This window comes from Geodermatophilus sabuli, assembly GCF_900215145.1.
GTDB classification, from domain to species: domain Bacteria; phylum Actinomycetota; class Actinomycetes; order Mycobacteriales; family Geodermatophilaceae; genus Geodermatophilus; species Geodermatophilus sabuli.
Map to the genome: position 1 here is coordinate 1074817 of NZ_OBDO01000001.1, position 15833 is coordinate 1090649.

Annotated in this window: 13 protein-coding genes; 9 read left to right on the top strand and 4 right to left on the bottom strand. The window is 74.5% G+C overall.

The features are described 5' to 3' along the window. The first annotated feature begins 46 nt into the window (after positions 1 to 46). The 5 genes from CRP39_RS05100 to CRP39_RS05120 all read left to right on the top strand — a co-directional run bounded on the left by CRP39_RS05100 (position 47) and on the right by CRP39_RS05120 (position 3581). Entirely contained in the window at positions 47 to 1357 is a 1311-nt protein-coding gene (locus tag CRP39_RS05100; protein ID WP_097204867.1) for a bifunctional 3,4-dihydroxy-2-butanone-4-phosphate synthase/GTP cyclohydrolase II, read from the top strand. Continuing rightward, the gene (ribH, locus tag CRP39_RS05105; RefSeq protein ID WP_097204869.1) at positions 1354 to 1878 is read left to right on the top strand and encodes a 6,7-dimethyl-8-ribityllumazine synthase; all 525 of its coding nucleotides are present in this window, start codon (positions 1354 to 1356) and stop codon (positions 1876 to 1878) included. The genes CRP39_RS05100 and ribH overlap by 4 nt, the downstream gene beginning before the upstream one ends. Then, entirely contained in the window at positions 1875 to 2138 is a 264-nt protein-coding gene (locus CRP39_RS05110; RefSeq protein ID WP_097204870.1) for a phosphoribosyl-ATP diphosphatase, read from the top strand. Before ribH ends, CRP39_RS05110 begins: the two co-directional genes overlap by 4 nt. 88 nt (positions 2139 to 2226) lie before the next feature. Then, a complete protein-coding gene (gene hisG, locus CRP39_RS05115; RefSeq protein ID WP_097204872.1) occupies positions 2227 to 3093 on the top strand; it encodes an ATP phosphoribosyltransferase in 867 nt (288 codons plus the stop codon). A gap of 41 nt (positions 3094 to 3134) precedes the next feature. Further along, the gene (locus CRP39_RS05120; RefSeq protein ID WP_097204874.1) at positions 3135 to 3581 is read left to right on the top strand and encodes an SSI family serine proteinase inhibitor; all 447 of its coding nucleotides are present in this window, start codon (positions 3135 to 3137) and stop codon (positions 3579 to 3581) included. A 186-nt stretch (positions 3582 to 3767) separates the two neighbouring features. Here the strand turns inward: CRP39_RS05120 and CRP39_RS05125 are convergent, their stop codons facing one another. Further along, the gene (locus CRP39_RS05125) at positions 3768 to 4733 is read right to left on the bottom strand and encodes an oxamate carbamoyltransferase subunit AllH family protein (RefSeq protein ID WP_245853575.1); all 966 of its coding nucleotides are present in this window, start codon (positions 4731 to 4733) and stop codon (positions 3768 to 3770) included. Between the two features lie 408 nt (positions 4734 to 5141). Here CRP39_RS05125 and CRP39_RS05130 point away from each other — a divergent pair, with 408 nt between their 5' ends. From CRP39_RS05130 to CRP39_RS05140, 3 genes are all read left to right on the top strand, one after another. Beyond that, positions 5142 to 6998, top strand: a complete 1857-nt coding sequence (locus CRP39_RS05130; RefSeq protein ID WP_245853577.1) for a PucR family transcriptional regulator — start codon at positions 5142 to 5144, stop codon at positions 6996 to 6998. 19 nt (positions 6999 to 7017) lie between these two features. Next, the gene (locus CRP39_RS05135) at positions 7018 to 7755 is read left to right on the top strand and encodes a DUF5995 family protein (RefSeq protein WP_097204878.1); all 738 of its coding nucleotides are present in this window, start codon (positions 7018 to 7020) and stop codon (positions 7753 to 7755) included. Positions 7756 to 7834: 79 nt separating this feature from the next. Continuing rightward, positions 7835 to 8593 carry an SDR family NAD(P)-dependent oxidoreductase gene (locus CRP39_RS05140; RefSeq protein WP_097204879.1) on the top strand — a complete coding sequence of 253 codons (759 nt, stop codon included), beginning with the start codon at positions 7835 to 7837 and terminating at the stop codon, positions 8591 to 8593. A gap of 92 nt (positions 8594 to 8685) precedes the next feature. Here CRP39_RS05140 and CRP39_RS05145 read toward each other — a convergent pair whose 3' ends face one another. Then, the gene (locus CRP39_RS05145; protein ID WP_245853578.1) at positions 8686 to 10269 is read right to left on the bottom strand and encodes a helix-turn-helix domain-containing protein; all 1584 of its coding nucleotides are present in this window, start codon (positions 10267 to 10269) and stop codon (positions 8686 to 8688) included. A gap of 90 nt (positions 10270 to 10359) precedes the next feature. On the opposite strand from CRP39_RS05145, the gene CRP39_RS05150 reads away from it, so the two are divergent. Next, positions 10360 to 11106, top strand: coding sequence for an SDR family oxidoreductase (locus tag CRP39_RS05150; RefSeq protein WP_097204881.1), 747 nt, complete (start codon positions 10360 to 10362; stop codon positions 11104 to 11106). A 103-nt stretch (positions 11107 to 11209) separates the two neighbouring features. Here CRP39_RS05150 and CRP39_RS05155 read toward each other — a convergent pair whose 3' ends face one another. After that, on the bottom strand, positions 11210 to 13357 hold the full coding sequence (locus CRP39_RS05155; RefSeq protein ID WP_143426564.1) for a hypothetical protein: 2148 nt from the start codon (positions 13355 to 13357) through the stop codon (positions 11210 to 11212). A gap of 293 nt (positions 13358 to 13650) precedes the next feature. Continuing rightward, complete coding sequence (locus CRP39_RS05160) at positions 13651 to 15645, bottom strand: fibronectin type III domain-containing protein (RefSeq protein ID WP_101811046.1); 1995 nt, start codon at positions 15643 to 15645, stop codon at positions 13651 to 13653. Positions 15646 to 15833 lie beyond the last annotated feature (188 nt).

The following is a 15833-nucleotide window of genomic DNA, read 5'->3' on the forward strand; positions in this document are numbered from 1 at the left end:
CAGCATGCGTCGGCACGTGGCCGACCATCGCCAGCGAGGAGGATGCGTGACGAGCACGTCGACGCGACTCGACACGATCGAGGACGCCATCGCCGCCATCAAGCGCGGCCGCCCGGTCGTGGTGATGGACGACGAGGACCGCGAGAACGAGGGCGACCTGATCTTCGCCTCGGAACTGGCGACGCCGGAGCTGGTGGCCTTCATGGTCCGGTACACCTCGGGCTACATCTGCGTGGCGGTCACCGAGGAGGACGCCGACCGGCTGGACCTGCCGCCGATGTTCCGGGTGAACCAGGACCGTCGCGGCACCGCCTACACGGTCACCGTCGACGCCCGCGAGGGGGTGACGACCGGGATCTCGGCGACCGACCGGGCGCACACCATCCGGTTGCTGGCAGCGGAGCAGACGAGTTCGGCGGACCTGGCCCGGCCGGGGCACATCGTGCCGCTGCGGGCCCGCGACGGCGGGGTGCTGCGCCGGCCCGGGCACACCGAGGCGGCGGTGGACCTGGCGGTGCTGGCCGGGCTGCGCCCGTCGGGGACCCTGTGCGAGCTGGTGAGCGAGAAGGACCCGATCGGCATGGCGCGGGGGGAGGAGCTGCGGGTCTTCGCCGACGAGCACGACCTCTGCCTGGTCACGATCGCGGACCTGATCGCCTACCGGAAGCGGTTCGACAAGCTGGTCGAGCGGGTGGCCGAGGCGACCGTGCCCCTGGCGCCGGGGGTGTTCACCGCGGTGGGCTACCGCAGTTCCTACGACGAGCGCGAGCACGTCGCGTTCGTCTACGGCGACATCTCCGACGGCACCGACGTGCTGGTCCGCGTGCACTCCGAGTGCCTGACCGGCGACGTGTTCGGGTCGCTGCGCTGTGACTGCGGCCCCCAGCTGCAGGCCGCGCTGGCCGCCGTCGCGCAGGAGGGGCGCGGGGTGGTCCTCTACATCCGCGGACACGAGGGCCGGGGCATCGGCCTGCTGCACAAGCTGCAGGCCTACCAGCTGCAGGACGCCGGGGTGGACACCGTGGACGCCAACCTCGACCTCGGCCTGCCCGCCGACGCCCGCGACTACGGCACCGGCGCGCAGATCCTGGTCGACCTCGGTGTGCACACGATGCGGCTGCTGACCAACAACCCGGCCAAGCGGGCCGGGCTGGAGGGCTACGGTCTGAAGATCACCGGCCGGGTGCCACTGCCCAGCCACGTGACCGCGGAGAACCTGGCCTACCTGCGCACCAAGCGCGACCGGATGGGCCACCTGCTGGACATCATCGAGCCGGAGACCGAGTCCGGTCCCGAGGACGTCCCCACGGTCCCGGGCACCGACGTGCCCCTGCGGCAGAACGAGCAGATGTCGTGAGCGGGCACGGAGCGCCGCAGGTCGGTGCGGTCGACGCCGCGGGGCTGACCCTGGGCATCGTCGCCACCACCTGGCACGTGGAGATCACCGGTTCCCTGCTGGACCGCGCGGTGGCCGCGGCGGTCGCCTCGGGCATCCCGTCGCCCACCGTCGTCCGGGCACCGGGAGCCGTCGAGCTCCCGGTGGTCGCGCAGGCGCTGACCGAGCAGCACGACGCCGTGGTCGCCCTCGGCGTGGTCATCCGTGGCGGCACCCCGCACTTCGAGTACGTCTGCGACGCGGTCACCGCCGGCCTCACGCGGGTGGCCCTCGACGCGGGCACGCCGGTCGGCAACGGCGTCCTGACCTGCGACACCGAGGAGCAGGCACGCGACCGCGCCGGACTGCCCGGGTCCGCGGAGGACAAGGGGTGGGAGGCGACGATCGCCGCGCTGTCCACCGCGCTCACCCTGCGTCAGCTGCGCGGCCCGTCGCGGCCGACCGGCTTCACCATCCGACCGGCCGACGGGAGTCGCGCGTGAAGACCTTCGACTCGCTGTTCACCGAGCTCGCCGCCAAGGTGGCCGCCGGGGACCCGACCTCCGGGACGGTCACCGCGGTCCGCGACGGCGTGCACGCGGCGGGCAAGAAGGTCGTGGAGGAGGCCGCGGAGTCCTGGATGGCCGCCGAGCACGAGGGCGAGGAGCGGACGGCGGAGGAGATCAGCCAGCTGCTCTACCGGGTGCAGGTGCTCATGCTGGCCCGGGGGCTGAGCCTGGACGACGTCTACGCTCACCTCTGAAGGAGGACCTCCTGCCCCCGCTCGCAGGCTGGCGCCGGGGAGCCGCAGGAGGGCCGACCACCCACCCGTTCGAAGAGGAGTTCTCCCCGTGCTGCGCATCGCCGTGCCCAACAAGGGCGTCCTGAGCGACCCTGCGGCCGCGATGCTGGCCGAGAGCGGGTACCGGCAGCGGCGCAGCACCAAGGACCTCGCCGTCTACGACCCCGACAGCGACACCGAGTTCTTCTACCTGCGCCCCCGTGACATCGCCGTCTACGTGGCCGCCGGCACGCTGGACGTCGGCATCACCGGCCGCGACATGCTGCTGGAGACCGCGCCGGCCGACGGCGAGGGCGCCGCGGCGGTCGAGGTGATGCCGCTGGGATTCGGCCGCTCGTCGTTCCGCTTCGCCACCCCGGTCGAGTCGGACATCGAGACCGTCGAGCAGCTGGCCGGCAAGCGGATCGCCACCGCCTACCCCGTGCTCCTCAAGCGGTACCTGCAGGAGAAGGGCATCCACGCCGGTGTGGTGAAGCTCGACGGCGCGGTGGAGACCGCCTGCCGGCTGGGTGTCGCCGACGCGGTCTGCGACGTCGTCGAGACCGGGACGACCCTGCGGGCCGCGGGGCTGCACATCATCGGCGAGCCGGTGCTGACCAGCGAGGCGATCCTGGTGCGCCGGGCCGGCGCCGAGGAGATCCCGGCCGTTGCCCAGCTGCGGCGCCGGCTGCGCGGGGTCCTGGTCGCCCGGCAGTACGTGATGCTCGACTACGACTGCCCGAACGAGCTGCTGGAGAAGGCCACCGCGCTCACCCCGGGCCTGGAGGGGCCGACCGTCAGCCCGCTGCAGACCGAGGGCTGGTCGGCGGTGCGGGCGATGGTCGCGCAGTCCGACACCAACCGGGTGATGGACGAGCTGTGGGAGCTCGGCGCCCGGGCGATCCTGGTCACCAGCATCCACGCCTGCCGGATCTGAGCCGCCGGGCACGGTCCGGCGCCCCCGTTCGTCCCTTGGGCATGCGCGTGCTCGCCGTGCTCCTGCTGCTGCTCCTGGTCTCGTGCGCCTCGCCGTCGGACGGTGACCCGGCCGCGGACGGCGCCTCCCCGGGTCCCGGCACCGGCGGGGCGGACGACGAGCTGGTGGTGGAGGTCGATCCCGGTGAGGGCGCCGCGGTCGAGCGCTGGACGCTCGTCTGCGGGGACGTCGCCGCGGGTGACCACCCCGACGCCCAGGCGGCCTGTGATCACCTGCAGCAGCTGCCCGACCCCTTCGCGCCGATCCCCGACGACGCCGTGTGCACCGAGCAGTACGGCGGCCCGCAGACCGCCCACGTCACCGGCCGCTGGGCCGGGGAGCCGGTCGACCTGCGGGTGTCCCGGACCGACGGGTGCCGGATTGCGCAGTGGGACTCCCTGGTGCCGCTGGTCCCCGCGGCGCAGGCATTCGAGGAGCTCCCCGGCTGAGCCGGCCGGCCCCCGGACGCGCGGGAGCCCCCTCCCGATGGGGGAGGGGGCTCCCGCCCGTTGCACCAGGTGGCCCCGTTCAGGGCACCGCCCCGAGCTGGCGAGGGGGCAGACGGCCCTGGTGCAGGGGCCCACCGCGAGCCTGCGAGTGGTGGGGGGCAGCGGGGTCCTTCGAGGGGTCCTCTTTCAGCGCGGGCGGGTGGTCCGGTCGACGAGGTCGATCGCGGTGCACAGGCCCAGCGCCATGGCCCGGCCGCTGGTGGAGCCGGTGGCCAGCAGGCCGGCGATGGCCGGGCCCAGCGGCCGCTCGCCGACCAGACCGTGCAGCACCGCCGCGTACTCGCCGCTGACCCGCCCGGCCGCGGCGTGCCGCAGCAGGGCCCGGGACAGCTCGGTGGTGCGCCCGGCGGCGAGGGCGTAGACGCCGGCGGCGAAGCGCTCGGCCGCCGGGTGACCCAGCAGCACCAGCCCGGCCATGGTCCCGGCCATCACGTCGTCCCCGGCCGGGGTGAGCCCCGGGCCGAGGCCGACGAGCCGGACGGCGGTGCGCAGGGCGGCGTCGAGGTCCGCCCGGCGCACCGCACCGCGCAGGGCGGCCAGCGGGCCGCCGGGCCCGGCCGGCAGGCCCGGCAGGGTGAACGCGCTGTGCGGTACACCCTCGCCGTAGAGGGCGTTGCGCAGCTGGCGGACACCCTCCGGGAGCAGGGCGGGCCGCGGGCTGGGCAGCCGGGGCCGGGGGTCCCACCAGGCGGCGGCGCTGACGGTGAGGTCGCCGACGACGATCCGCCCGCCCCCCACCTCCGCCGGCGCGTCCTGGGGCACGCCCACCAGCGGGCGGCCGTTGCTCGGGCGGAAGAGCACGCAGCCCAGCGGGAGGCGGGCCGCGTCGCTGGTGAGCACACCGACGACCTCGCCACCACGGTCGGTCGACACGTGCAGGTAGACGGCGGCAGGGACGCTGAGGAGCACGCGGGCCGGGCGCACCGGCCCCCGCAGCAGGTCGGCGACCCCGGTGCTGGCCGAGGCGGGCACCGCGGTGGCGGCCCGGGACGGCGGTGCTGTGCGGGCCGCGGCCTGGGCGGAGTCCCGCGGGAGGGGGATGGTGGGCACTCCGGCCTGAGCTGCCCGGCCCCGCGGGGACGTCGGGGTCACGGGATGGGTCCCGCCCGGGCCGGCTGTCTCGTTGATCGTGCGCATGGTGGCCTCTTCACCTGGAGACAACGGGAGGCACCGTCGGCTCGAGGCCCCCCGCCCGGCCCCGCCCTCCTCACCGGAGGGACTCGGCGGCACCGTGAGAGCGGTGACGGCTTACCATCCAGCGGGCGGAGTGGTTCCGGGTCTCGAACCTAAGCGGCGCGTCGCATGCCCCTGTATGGCGGAAGTCGCCAAGAATGGGGACGTTGGTCCAGGCACTCCTGACAGGGTGCCGTGGTATGGCCGTGTGCATGAGCGATGTGGAAGGCAGGTGTCGTGACCCAGGGTGATGCATCGCTCACCGTCCCCACCCAGGGTGATGGTGCAGCTTCCCTGCGTCGTCGCATGTTGGCAGCGGAGGCATCGGTGAGCGACAACCGCGCGGAGCGGACCACCTGGCAGGAGCGCATGGGGCTGACCCTCCAGGAGGCGCTGAACCTGCCCGGGCTGGCGGGGACCGAGGTGGTCGCCGGGGCCGCCGGGCTCGGCCGGGTGGTGCGGCACATGGTGGTCGACGACCCCACCGATCCCCTCGCCGTCGCCGGGCCGGACGTCGTCGTCGTCCTCGGCGCGCGGCTGCCGCCGGCCGACGCCGCCAACTGCCGGGCCCTGGTGGAGCGGCTGGACTCCATGGGCACCGCGGCGCTGGCCTTCCGCCGGGCCGAGGGGCCCTCGCCGGTCCCCGACGAGGTGCTGGCCGAGGCCGACCGGCGGTCCCTGCCCGTGCTGGCCGTGCCGGCCGCGGCACGGATGGACGAGATCGTCTCCGAGGTGCTCGGGGCGGTCGTCGGCAAGCAGGGCGAGGAGCTCGCCCTGTCCTACCGGATGCACGACCAGTTCATCGACGTGGCCCTCAGCGGTGGCGGGCTGGCCGAGGTGACCGACCAGCTGGCGGTGTTCCTGGACGGCGCCGCGGTCCTGGGCCTGGGTCCCGACCGCGAGATCGTCACCACCGCCGGTCCGGCCGAGGACGTCGCCGAGATCAGCGACTGGCTGTGGCTGCTGGACGCCGAGGCAGAGGACGAGCTGGCCACGATGGCACCGTCCCGCCGGGTGTCCGGCGTCCGCGCCGACCAGACCGTGGTGACCCCCGCCGAGGTGCTGGCCGACGCCGACCTCTCACCGGCCGACGGCATCCTGCTCGTCCCCGGCCACCACGAGCTGCCCGGCGGGGTGGGGGAGTACGCGGTCGCCCCGATCATGGCCGGCGAGCAGCGGCACGGCTGGCTGGTCGCCGTCCACCGGACCGGCCCGATGATGGTCGGGGCCGGCGGTGTGCTGGAGCGGGCGGCGGTGATCTCGGCGCTGTCGGTGATCCGCCAGCAGGCGGTGCACTCGGTCGAGCTGCGCTTCCAGGGCGATCTCGTGCGGCGGCTGGTCGCGGGTTCGCTGCGGCACACCGAGCGGGCCCTGGCCCAGACCCGCTCCTTCGGCTGGCGGCTGGACGGCCCGGTCGTCGTCCTGGTGACCGCCACGGAGACCGCCGCGGACCCGCACGCCGACCCCACCCGGGCGCTCGACGTCCTCGACCGGCTGGCCGACGGCTGGCGGTCGGCCCTGGAGAGCGAGGTGTCCGGGGCGGCGGTCGCGGGGCTGTCGACCGAGATCGTGACCGTGCTGCCCCTCGACGGGCGGACGCCGGAGGAGGTCAGCGCGCTGGTGTCGGCGGTGACCTCCCGGGTCAACGCCCGCGTCCGCCGGGTGGGCCGCGTGCTCGGCACCGGCATCGGCCGCCCGGCCGGGTCGCTGTCCGCGCTCGGCGAGGCGCACCAGCAGGCGCAGCGGGCGCTCGGGGTGGGGCAGGAGATCCACGGCACGCAGGCGGTGACGCACTTCGACCAGCTCGGCGTGTTCCGCCTGCTGTCGCTGATCCCCGACAGCACCGAGCTGCGCAACTACGTCGACGAGGTGCTCGGCACCCTGGCCGATGCCGGGGACCCGGACTCCGCCGACCTGCGGGAGACGTTGCGGGTCCTGCTGGAGACCAACCTCAACGTCGCGGAGTCCGCCCGCCGGCTGCACTTCCACTACAACACGATGCGTTACCGGATCGGCAAGCTCGAGCGGCTGCTGGGGCCCTTCACCACCGACCCCACGCTGCGGCTGAACCTGCTGCTGGCCCTGCACGCCGCCCGGATGCGGGGGCTCGACCAGCCGCACCGGCCGCCGGTGGACGCCGCGATGACCGCCGCCCCCGACGACGGGTTCGACGCGCTCGTCTGACGCGAGGAGGAGGGCGCTCGTGGGTTCGGGCATCCACGCGCTGGTGTCCCGCATGGAGGGGCTGCTGGCGCCCCTGCAGGCCGCCCACGACCCGCTGCGCTTCTTCCTCGGCGTCTACCTGCGCACCACCGTCGCGGTCGCCGCCGCGATCCGCGGAGGCGAGTTCGAGGACCCCGCCTGGGTGGAGGAGTGGGACGTCGACTTCGCCGGCCTCTACCTCGACGCGCTGGCCGCCCACCGGCGGGACCCGGCCGCCCCGCCGCGACCGTGGCGGCTGGCCTTCGGGGCGCGGCCGGGGCTGCCGCCCGAGGCGCACGTGCTGCTCGGCATGAACGCGCACATCAACTACGACCTGCCGCAGTCGCTCGTGCGGGTCATCCCGCCGGCCGGCTTCGACGACCCCGGCCTGCGGGAGCTGCGCCGGCGCGACCACGAGCGCATCGACCGGGTGCTGGCCGCGCGCGTCGCCGTGGAGGACGCCCAGCTGCACCGCGACGGAGGCCGGCGCACCTGCCTGGACCGGCTGCTCTCACCGGCCAACCGCACCGCCAGCCAGGTGTTGCTGCGCGAGTCCCGGCGCAAGGTGTGGGCCAACGCGGGGCAGCTCGACGCGGCGCGGCGGGAGGGGCCGGCGGCCTACGCCCGGCGGGTCGCCGACCTGGAGTCGGCCGCCGCGGCGCGGGTCGACGACCTGCTGCGGCCGGGGCCGGTCCTGCTGCGGCTGGCCGTGCGCGGCTTCGGCGTCACCCTGTCCTGACCCTGCCCGCGCCGCGACCGCACCGATCGACCAGGCTGGTGCCGGGGCCGCGCCCGGTGGCCCCGGGAGAGGAGCACGCATGACCGAGCCCGCCCGTCCGCTCGCCGGCAGGGTCGCCCTCGTCACGGGGGCGTCGTCCGGCATCGGGGAGGCCACCGCCGTCGCCCTGGCCGGGGCCGGCGCCGCCGTCGCCATCGGCGCCCGCCGACGCGACCGCCTCGAGGCCCTGGCCGCGAAGCTCCGCGACGACGGCGCCCGGGTGCTGGAGCTGGACCTCGACGTCACCGACGAGCAGGCCTGCGCCGACGCCGTCCGCCGCACCCGCGAGGAGCTCGGCGGCCTCGACGTCCTGGTGAACAACGCGGGCGTGATGCTGCTGGGCACGATCGTCGGCGCCGACCCCGAGGACTGGCGGCGCATGGTGCAGACCAACGTGATGGGCGTGCTCTACATGACCCACGCCGTGGTCGACGGCATGCTCGAGCAGGGCTCCGGCGACATCGTGACCATCTCCAGCGTCGCCGGGCGGACCGCCCGGAAGGGCGCCGGGGTCTACAACGCCAGCAAGTGGGCGGTGAACGCCTTCAGCGAGTCACTGCGCCAGGAGGTCACCGCGCGGGGCGTGCGGGTGTCGCTGGTGGAGCCGGGGGCGGTGGCGACCGAGCTGTCCAACCACATCACCCAGCCCGAGGCGCGTGAGCAGTCCCGGCAGATGGCCGAGAGCATGCGGACGCTGCACGCCGACGACATCGCCCGTGCCGTCCTCTACGTGGTCGGCCAGCCGCCGCACGTCGCCGTCAACGAGGTGCTGGTGCGCCCCACCGACCAGGAACGCTGAAGCGACCGGACCTCCCGAGCCGAGAGGCTGGGCGACGGCCTCCTGCAGGGGCCCGCCGCGAGCCTGCGAGGGGTGGGGGGCAGGGGGTCCTTCTAGTCGTGGAAGACCTCGATGCGGGCGCCCATCTCGACCAGGCGCTCGTACAGGTGCTCGTAGCCGCGGGCGATGATGTCGACGTTGCGCAGCACCGACGTCCCCCGGGCCGCGAGCATCGCCAGCAGGATGCAGACCGCCGGGCGCAGCGCCGGCGGGCAGACCACCTCGGCGCTGGACCACCGGGTCGGCCCGGCCACCAGCACCCGGTGCGGGTCGAGCAGCCGGACGTCGGCACCCAGCCGGGTGAGGTCGGACAGGTGGATCGCCCGGTTGTCGTAGACCCAGTCGTGGATCAGGGTCGACCCGGACGCCGCGGCGGCGATGACGGCGAAGAACGGCAGGTTGTCGATGTTGAGGCCGGGGAACGGCATCGGGTGGACCTTGTCGATCGGCGCCCGCAGCTCCGACGGGCGGATCGTGACGTCGGCCAGCCGGGTGTGCCCGTTGTCGGCGCGGTACTCCGGCGAGAGGGAGTACCGCAGCCCCATCTCGGCGAGGACGGCGAGCTCGACCTCCAGGAACTCGATCGGCGTCCGGGTGACGGTGAGCTCGGAACCCGTGACGATGCCCGCGGTGAGCAGGCTCATGGCCTCGACCGGGTCCTCGCTGATCGTGTAGTCCACGTCCGCGTCGAGCACCGGCTGCCCGTGCACGGTCAGCGTGGTCGTGCCCAGGCCCTCGATGCCGACGCCGAGCAGCTGCAGGTACAGGCAGAGGTCCTGGACCATGTAGTTGGAGCTGGCGTTGCGGATGGTGGTCGTCCCGTCGGCGCGCGCCGCGGCCAGCAGGGCGTTCTCGGTGACGGTGTCCCCGCGCTCGGTCAGCACGATCGTCCGGTCGGCGCTGCGCGTGGCGCCGACCGTGGCGGAGTACCACCCGGCGTGGGCCTCGACCTCCAGGCCGAAGGGGCGCAGCGCGATCATGTGCGGCTGCACCGTCCGGGTACCGAGGTCGCACCCACCGGCGTAGGGCAGCTCGAACCGCGACGCCCGGTGCAGCAGCGGGCCGAGGAACATGATGACGCTGCGGGTCCGACGGGCGGCGTCGGCGTCGATGCCGGCGAGGTCCAGCTCGTCGGGGGTGACGAGGGTGAGGTCCCGGCCGGAGGCGTCCCAGGTCGCCGAGACGCCGATGGAGCGCAGCACGTCGAGGATGCGCTCGACCTCCACGATGCGGGCCACGTTGCGCAGCGTCGTCCGGCCGCGGTTGAGCAGCGCCGCGCACAGCAGCGCCACCGCCGCGTTCTTCGAGGACTTCACCGCGACGCTGCCGCGCAGCGGGGTGCCGCCGGTCACCCGCAGGTGGGTGGGGCCGGCCGGGCCGACGCTGAACAGCTCGCTGTCCAGGGCCTCCGACAGCCGGCCGAGCAGGTCGAGGGTGAGGTTCTGGCCGCCCTGCTCGATACGGGCGATCGCGCTCTGGCTGGTGCCCAGGCGCTCGGCGAGCTCGGCCTGGGTGAGGCCGCGGTGCCGCCGCGCGTCGCGGACGAGCAGGCCGATGCGGTGCATGACGGTGTCCGCGGGGCGGCCGTGGGGCTCCGGGGCGGGGGAGTCGGGCGGGATGGTGTCGGTGGCCGTCACGGGACGGGACGCTATCTCGTATGTGAGATCGCCCGTCCCGGGCGCGCCGTGCGATGCCCGGGCGGGGGCGACCCCGCCAGACTGCACCGCATGGACGTTCTCGTGACCGGAGGAACCGGACGCCTCGGCAGCCGGGTGGTCGACCAGCTGCAGGGCGCCGGGCACCACGTGCGCCAGATGTCGCGGCGGGGCACCGGCCCGGGCGGGGTCCGCGGGGACCTCGCCACCGGCCGTGACCTGCCGATGGCACTGGCCGGCGCGGAGGTCGTGGTGCACGCGGCCAGCGACGCGCGCGGTGACTACTGGCAGACCGACGTCGCCGGCACCCGGCGGCTGGTGCAGGCCGTCGACCGCGAGCGGCTGCGCCACCTGGTCTACGTGTCGATCGTGGGGGTCGACCGCATCCCGTACGGCTACTACCACGCGAAGTTCGCCACCGAGCAGGTGCTGCTGGCCTCGGGACTGCCAGTGACACTGCTGCGCATCACCCAGTTCCACGACTTCGTCGACGAGCTCCTCGGCACCGCCCGCCGCGGGCCGGTGCTGCCGGTGCCGATGGGCTGGCGGACGCAGCCGGTGGACGTCGGTGAGGCCGCCGCCCACACCGTGGAGGTGGCCCTCGGCGCGCCGGCGGGGGACGTCGTCGAGTTCGGCGGGCCCGAGGAGCTGACCGCGGCCGAGCTCGCGCGGGCGTGGGCGGCCGCCCGGGAACCGGGGGCCCACGTCGTCGCCACGCCCGTGCCCGGTCGGTTGTCGTCGGCGTTCCGGGACGGCGCGGCGGTGCCCTCGGGCGGTGCGCGCGGGCGTCGCACCTACGGCGAGCACCTGTCCGGCTGAACCGGTGCACGGCGCGAGGGCCCCACTGCCGCGGAACGGCGGTGGGGCCCTCGTCAGGGGCGGCCGGCACCGGGCCGGAGGTCCCGGTGCCGGCCGCTGCTGGTCACCTCCGGGAGGTGAAGGCGAAGGGCGCGGACACGCCGCCCCTCGTGGTCTCCGCGACCAGCCGCGTGAACCCGGTGGTGGGGCTGACGCCGTTGGCGATGCGGAGGGTCCAGGCACCCGTGGCGTCGACCGTGGCCGTACCGACCATCGCGCCCTTCGTCCCGGTGGTGGTGGCCAGGTAGACCGTCACCGTGTTGGCGGTGGTCACCGTCGAGGTGCCGGAGACCCGCCACTCCCGCGTACCGGTCCGCAGCTCACCGGCGGTGATCGCGGTGGTGTCCACGGTGGGCGTCACCGTGATCGACGCGGTGGCCGGGGTGCCGGGGCCGGCCGCGGTGACCTGGAAGGTGACCGGGTGGGCCGGAGCGGTGAACGACACCGTGGCCCCCGTGGTGCCCGACACCTGGACCGCCGGGGTGGAGGTCTGCTCCCAGGTGTAGGACGCCGCGTTCTCCCCGGTCGCGGTCAGCACCACGGCGTCGCCGACCTGCGGCGTCGGGTTGTCCGCCGTCACCGCGACCGTGGTCGGGACCGACTCCCCCTGGACCTCGACCGTGCGGGTGAAGACCTGCTCACCCTCCGGGCCCTGCGTGGTGAGGGTGATCGTCACCGTCCCCGGCGTGCCGGGGGTGGTGAACGTGGCCAGCGCCGGGTTGGTGGCGTCGGCCACGATGGTGCCGGCCGAGGCCGACCACGCGAACGACGTCACGTTGGTCGAGGAGGAGGCGTCCAGGGTGATCGTCTGGTTCATCGCCGCGGTCGCCGGGAGCCCGGCGATGTTGCCCGCCTGCGGGACGGCCTCTCCGGCGTCGGAGCCGGTGACCATGACCGGGGCCGTGGTCGAGCCGTCCTCGGACGACACGACGGTGACCGAGTGCGGCGGCATGCGGAGGCCGGCGGCGGTGAGGGCGCCGTTGCTCATCGCACCGAAGCCCTCCACGGAGAGCTCGGCGTCGCTGTCGCTGGACGTCGCCTCGACGGTGAGCGTCCCGTCGTCGAACACGGCGCTGGTGACCTGGATCCGGTCGGTCACCGGGACGTCCTTGTCCTCCGCCGGCACGTCACTGGCGTTGGTCACCGTGACGCTGTCGGGGAAGGCGTCGACGGGGATGCGCGCGAAGAAGTTGCCCGCCCCGTCACCGGTCAGGGTGGTGGCGTCCACGCCGTCGCCGGCCACCTCGACGGTCGAGGTCCTGCCCGCCTTGGCGTGGACGTCGAGGTAGTCCTGGCCGGAGGCGTTGTCGACCGCGTAGACGCCGAGCGGCTCGATGCCCTGGTTGACCGCCACCTTGCCCAGCAGGGCGAAGGTGTCGTCGCGGAACGGGGTGGTCAGGCCGGGACCGGACACCTCCACGTGGTTGGTGCCGTGCGGCGACCCGGTGACCTGGGTCTCCACGGCCGGGTTGCCGACGTACTGGACGCCGTTGACCTCGTGGAAGCCGGCGGCGTCGTGCAGGAACGGGGCGATGCGGGACCCCAGCGCCAGCCCGAAGTTGTCCGGCGCCGGCGTGATGTCCTCGACGAAGCGGGCGCGGCCGCGGTCGTCGGCCGTCACCGTGTCGACGCCGTACGGGTGGGTCACCGTGTAGGTGGCGCCCGGCACGCCGTCCTCGATCCGGATGCGGAGCCGGCCGAAGACGACCTGGTCGCCGTCCTGCACCGCCTCGTTGGCGAACGTCGCCTCCAGGGCCGCGACGAAGTCGACCGAGGCGCCGTTGGGCAGCTCGAAGCTGTTGTTCCCCTGGTGGTAGAACGACTCGGTCGGGAAGTTGCTGTCGGCCGCGTCCGCCCCGATGCGCAGCGGCTGGTCGGGGTCGAGCCCCTCCGCGGTGAGGAAGGCCGGGTCGCAGTAGGGGTCGGCCACGTCGAGGCACAGCTCCAGGCGCGTGCCCTCGTGGTCCTCGTACCAGACGGGGAAGCCGTGCACCCCGCTGGTCGGGCCCACCGCCTGCAGCGTCCTCGGGTTCGGCGTGACGATGTCCGCGCCGGCCATGGTGGCGCCGGTCGCCACGATGCCCAGGGCGGTCACCGCGACGACGCCGCGCCTGCCGAGGGCGCGGCGTGCACTCCGGCTCCGCGTCGCGACGTTGGTGCCCCTCGTGGCCCCGCCCCCGCGACGACCGGTGATCGGTCGTTCTCGTGTCATGCGACTCTCCGTTGTCGAACGGCGGCGTCGTCACCGTGGGTGGTGACGACCCTGTGCGTCGACTCTCACGGAGCGGGAACGGAGCAGGCAGACGCGGCAGGGGGGAGTGGCACCCCCCAATGCGAGGGAGCAGGGTTCCGGTGACCCGCTGTCCTCCCCGTCGTCGGCGCCGCGTCGCGGGTCGCGGAACCGGCCGGGGGCCCGCCACCTGTCCGGTGACGGGCCCCCGCCCTGTTCGGTTGTGGTGGTGCGGCGGGCTCAGCCGGTGTGCAGCCGGACCCGGGGCTCCGGCGTCACCGGCGGAGGACGAACGGCCCGGCCTTGCCCCCCTTGTCCGAGGTCGCCCAGACCTGGGAACCCGGGACGGTGGGGACGGCGTTGCGGACCGCGTGGTTCCACTGGCCGGTGGTGGCCCCGACGGCCGGGTTCGCCACGATCGCGGTCCCGATGACGGGGCCGGTCTCGCTGCCGGTCCGGATCGAGATCACGGCCCCACCGAGGGTGCCGGTGCCCGTGACCTCGAGCCGGTCACCGGCGCGGTAGCGCCCGCCGGTGATCGTGATCTGGTCGTTCGTCACGGCGTTCGGCGTCCCCGTGGTGGTGCCGGCCGGGCTGCTGCCCTGGCCGTTCACGGCCACGACCGAGACGGTGTACGCCGTCCCGGCGGTCAGGCCGGTCAGCGTGGCCGACGTGGCCGGGGCGACGACCACTGCCGACACCGCCGTCCCGGTGGCCGGGGTCGCGGTGACCTCGTACCGGCTGATGGCGGGGGCGTCGGTCGGCGCGGGGGCGTCCCACTCCACCGTCAGGCTGCCCTGGCCGGCGGTGGTCCGGACGTTGCCCGGCGCGCCGGGGAGCGTCGGGGCCGGGCCGGAGGAGCCGGGCTCGAACGTGCCCTCGGCGGTGCCGATGTTGCCGGCGGCGTCGAAGGCCGCGACCCTCACCAGGGTGCCGGACACGGTGACCGGGATGGTCTGGCCCGCGGCGAGGTGGATCGCGTTGACCGCCGGCATGTCGATGTCGACGACGTCGCTGCCGTCCAGGGTGTAGTAGACGTCCACGGTCTCGTCCGCGGTGACCGTGATCGCACCGGTCTCCGCGTTCCGCGCCAGGGTCACGGTCGGGTTCGTGACGTCCCCGGTCTCCGGGTTCTGGTCCGGCGCGCCGGACGGCGCCGCGAACGGCTTGCTCAGCACCGTGTCCGCCCCGGTACCCGAGGCGGCCCGGACCTCCACGAGGTACTCCATGGTCGCGGTGAGGCCGGTGAAGTCGGCGCGGAGGACGTCGACGCCCACCTTCTTGCCGATGATGTTGCCGCTCGTGTCGGTCAGCGTCACCTGGTAGCCGTTGACCGGGGTCGCGCTGCCGGCCACGTCGGGCGCGGCGGCCCAGTTGACCGTCATGGACTGGCCGCTCGCGGCTCGGACGACACCGGCCTGGCCCGGGCCGGGCTGGGCGGCGTCGCCGGGCCCGGCAGGGCAGCCACCCAGGCCGGGGCCGCCGACCTCCTCGTGCTCGGCGATCGTGATCCCGGAGCGCTCGTCACCGTCGGCGGCCGCCCAGGACATGATCCGGGAGGTGCCGGCCAGGGCGGTCCGGGCGGTGGCCTCGTCCAGGAACGTGTAGGTGGCGACGACCTGGTCCGGATCGGTGACGGAGCGGACCAGCGTGGACGTGTAGCCGTCGTCGCCGGTGCCGTCCGCGACGGCGCGGGCGTCGCGGCGGCCGACCGCGGTGTCCTTGAGGTCGGGCTGGATGATCCGCGCCTCGAGCCGGTCCATCGGGATGGCGGCCGGGACGTTGCTGACCACGGTCACGGTGGCCCCGTCACGCGTCTCGGTCGCCACCTCGATGTCGGCCACCGGCATGTCGAAGACCTGGCCGTTGATGGTCAGCTCGACCCGGTCGCCGCCGGTGATGTCGGGCGTCACGTCGAGCCCGGCCGGGGCGCCCTCGCCCCAGCAGGCCCCACCCGGGTGGTTGATCTCGAAGGCGACGCCGTCCTCGGGGTAGGCGACGGGGGCCGTGGTCTGGCCGACCACCGTCGTCCCGCGGAACACCTTGACCGTCGCGGTGCTGCCGGCGGGCAGGCCCTCGAAACCCTCGACCGTCATGAAGTCCCGGTTGGGGAAGACGACGATGTTGTTGGGCAGTTGCGGCAGCGCCGCCTGCGCGACCCCACTGGTCAGGACGACCGACCCGACCGCGACCGTGGCGGCGGAGAACAGGCCGAGGGCCCGCCTCCGGCCGGTGGTGACGACCGGCGATCGTGACGCGGAGGGGGCCACAGCCCCACCCCCGCGACGGCGACCACCCCGGGTGGTCCTGTCTCGTGCACTCATGGCTTCTCCGCTGTCGAGCGTTCCCCCGATCGGGCGATCGGAGCCGTACCGAGACGGTCGTCGTCAGGGGGTGTCGACACGAAGCCGTGGCGAGGGGGTCCTACGACCCCCAATACGGGGCGGGCAAGGGGGCG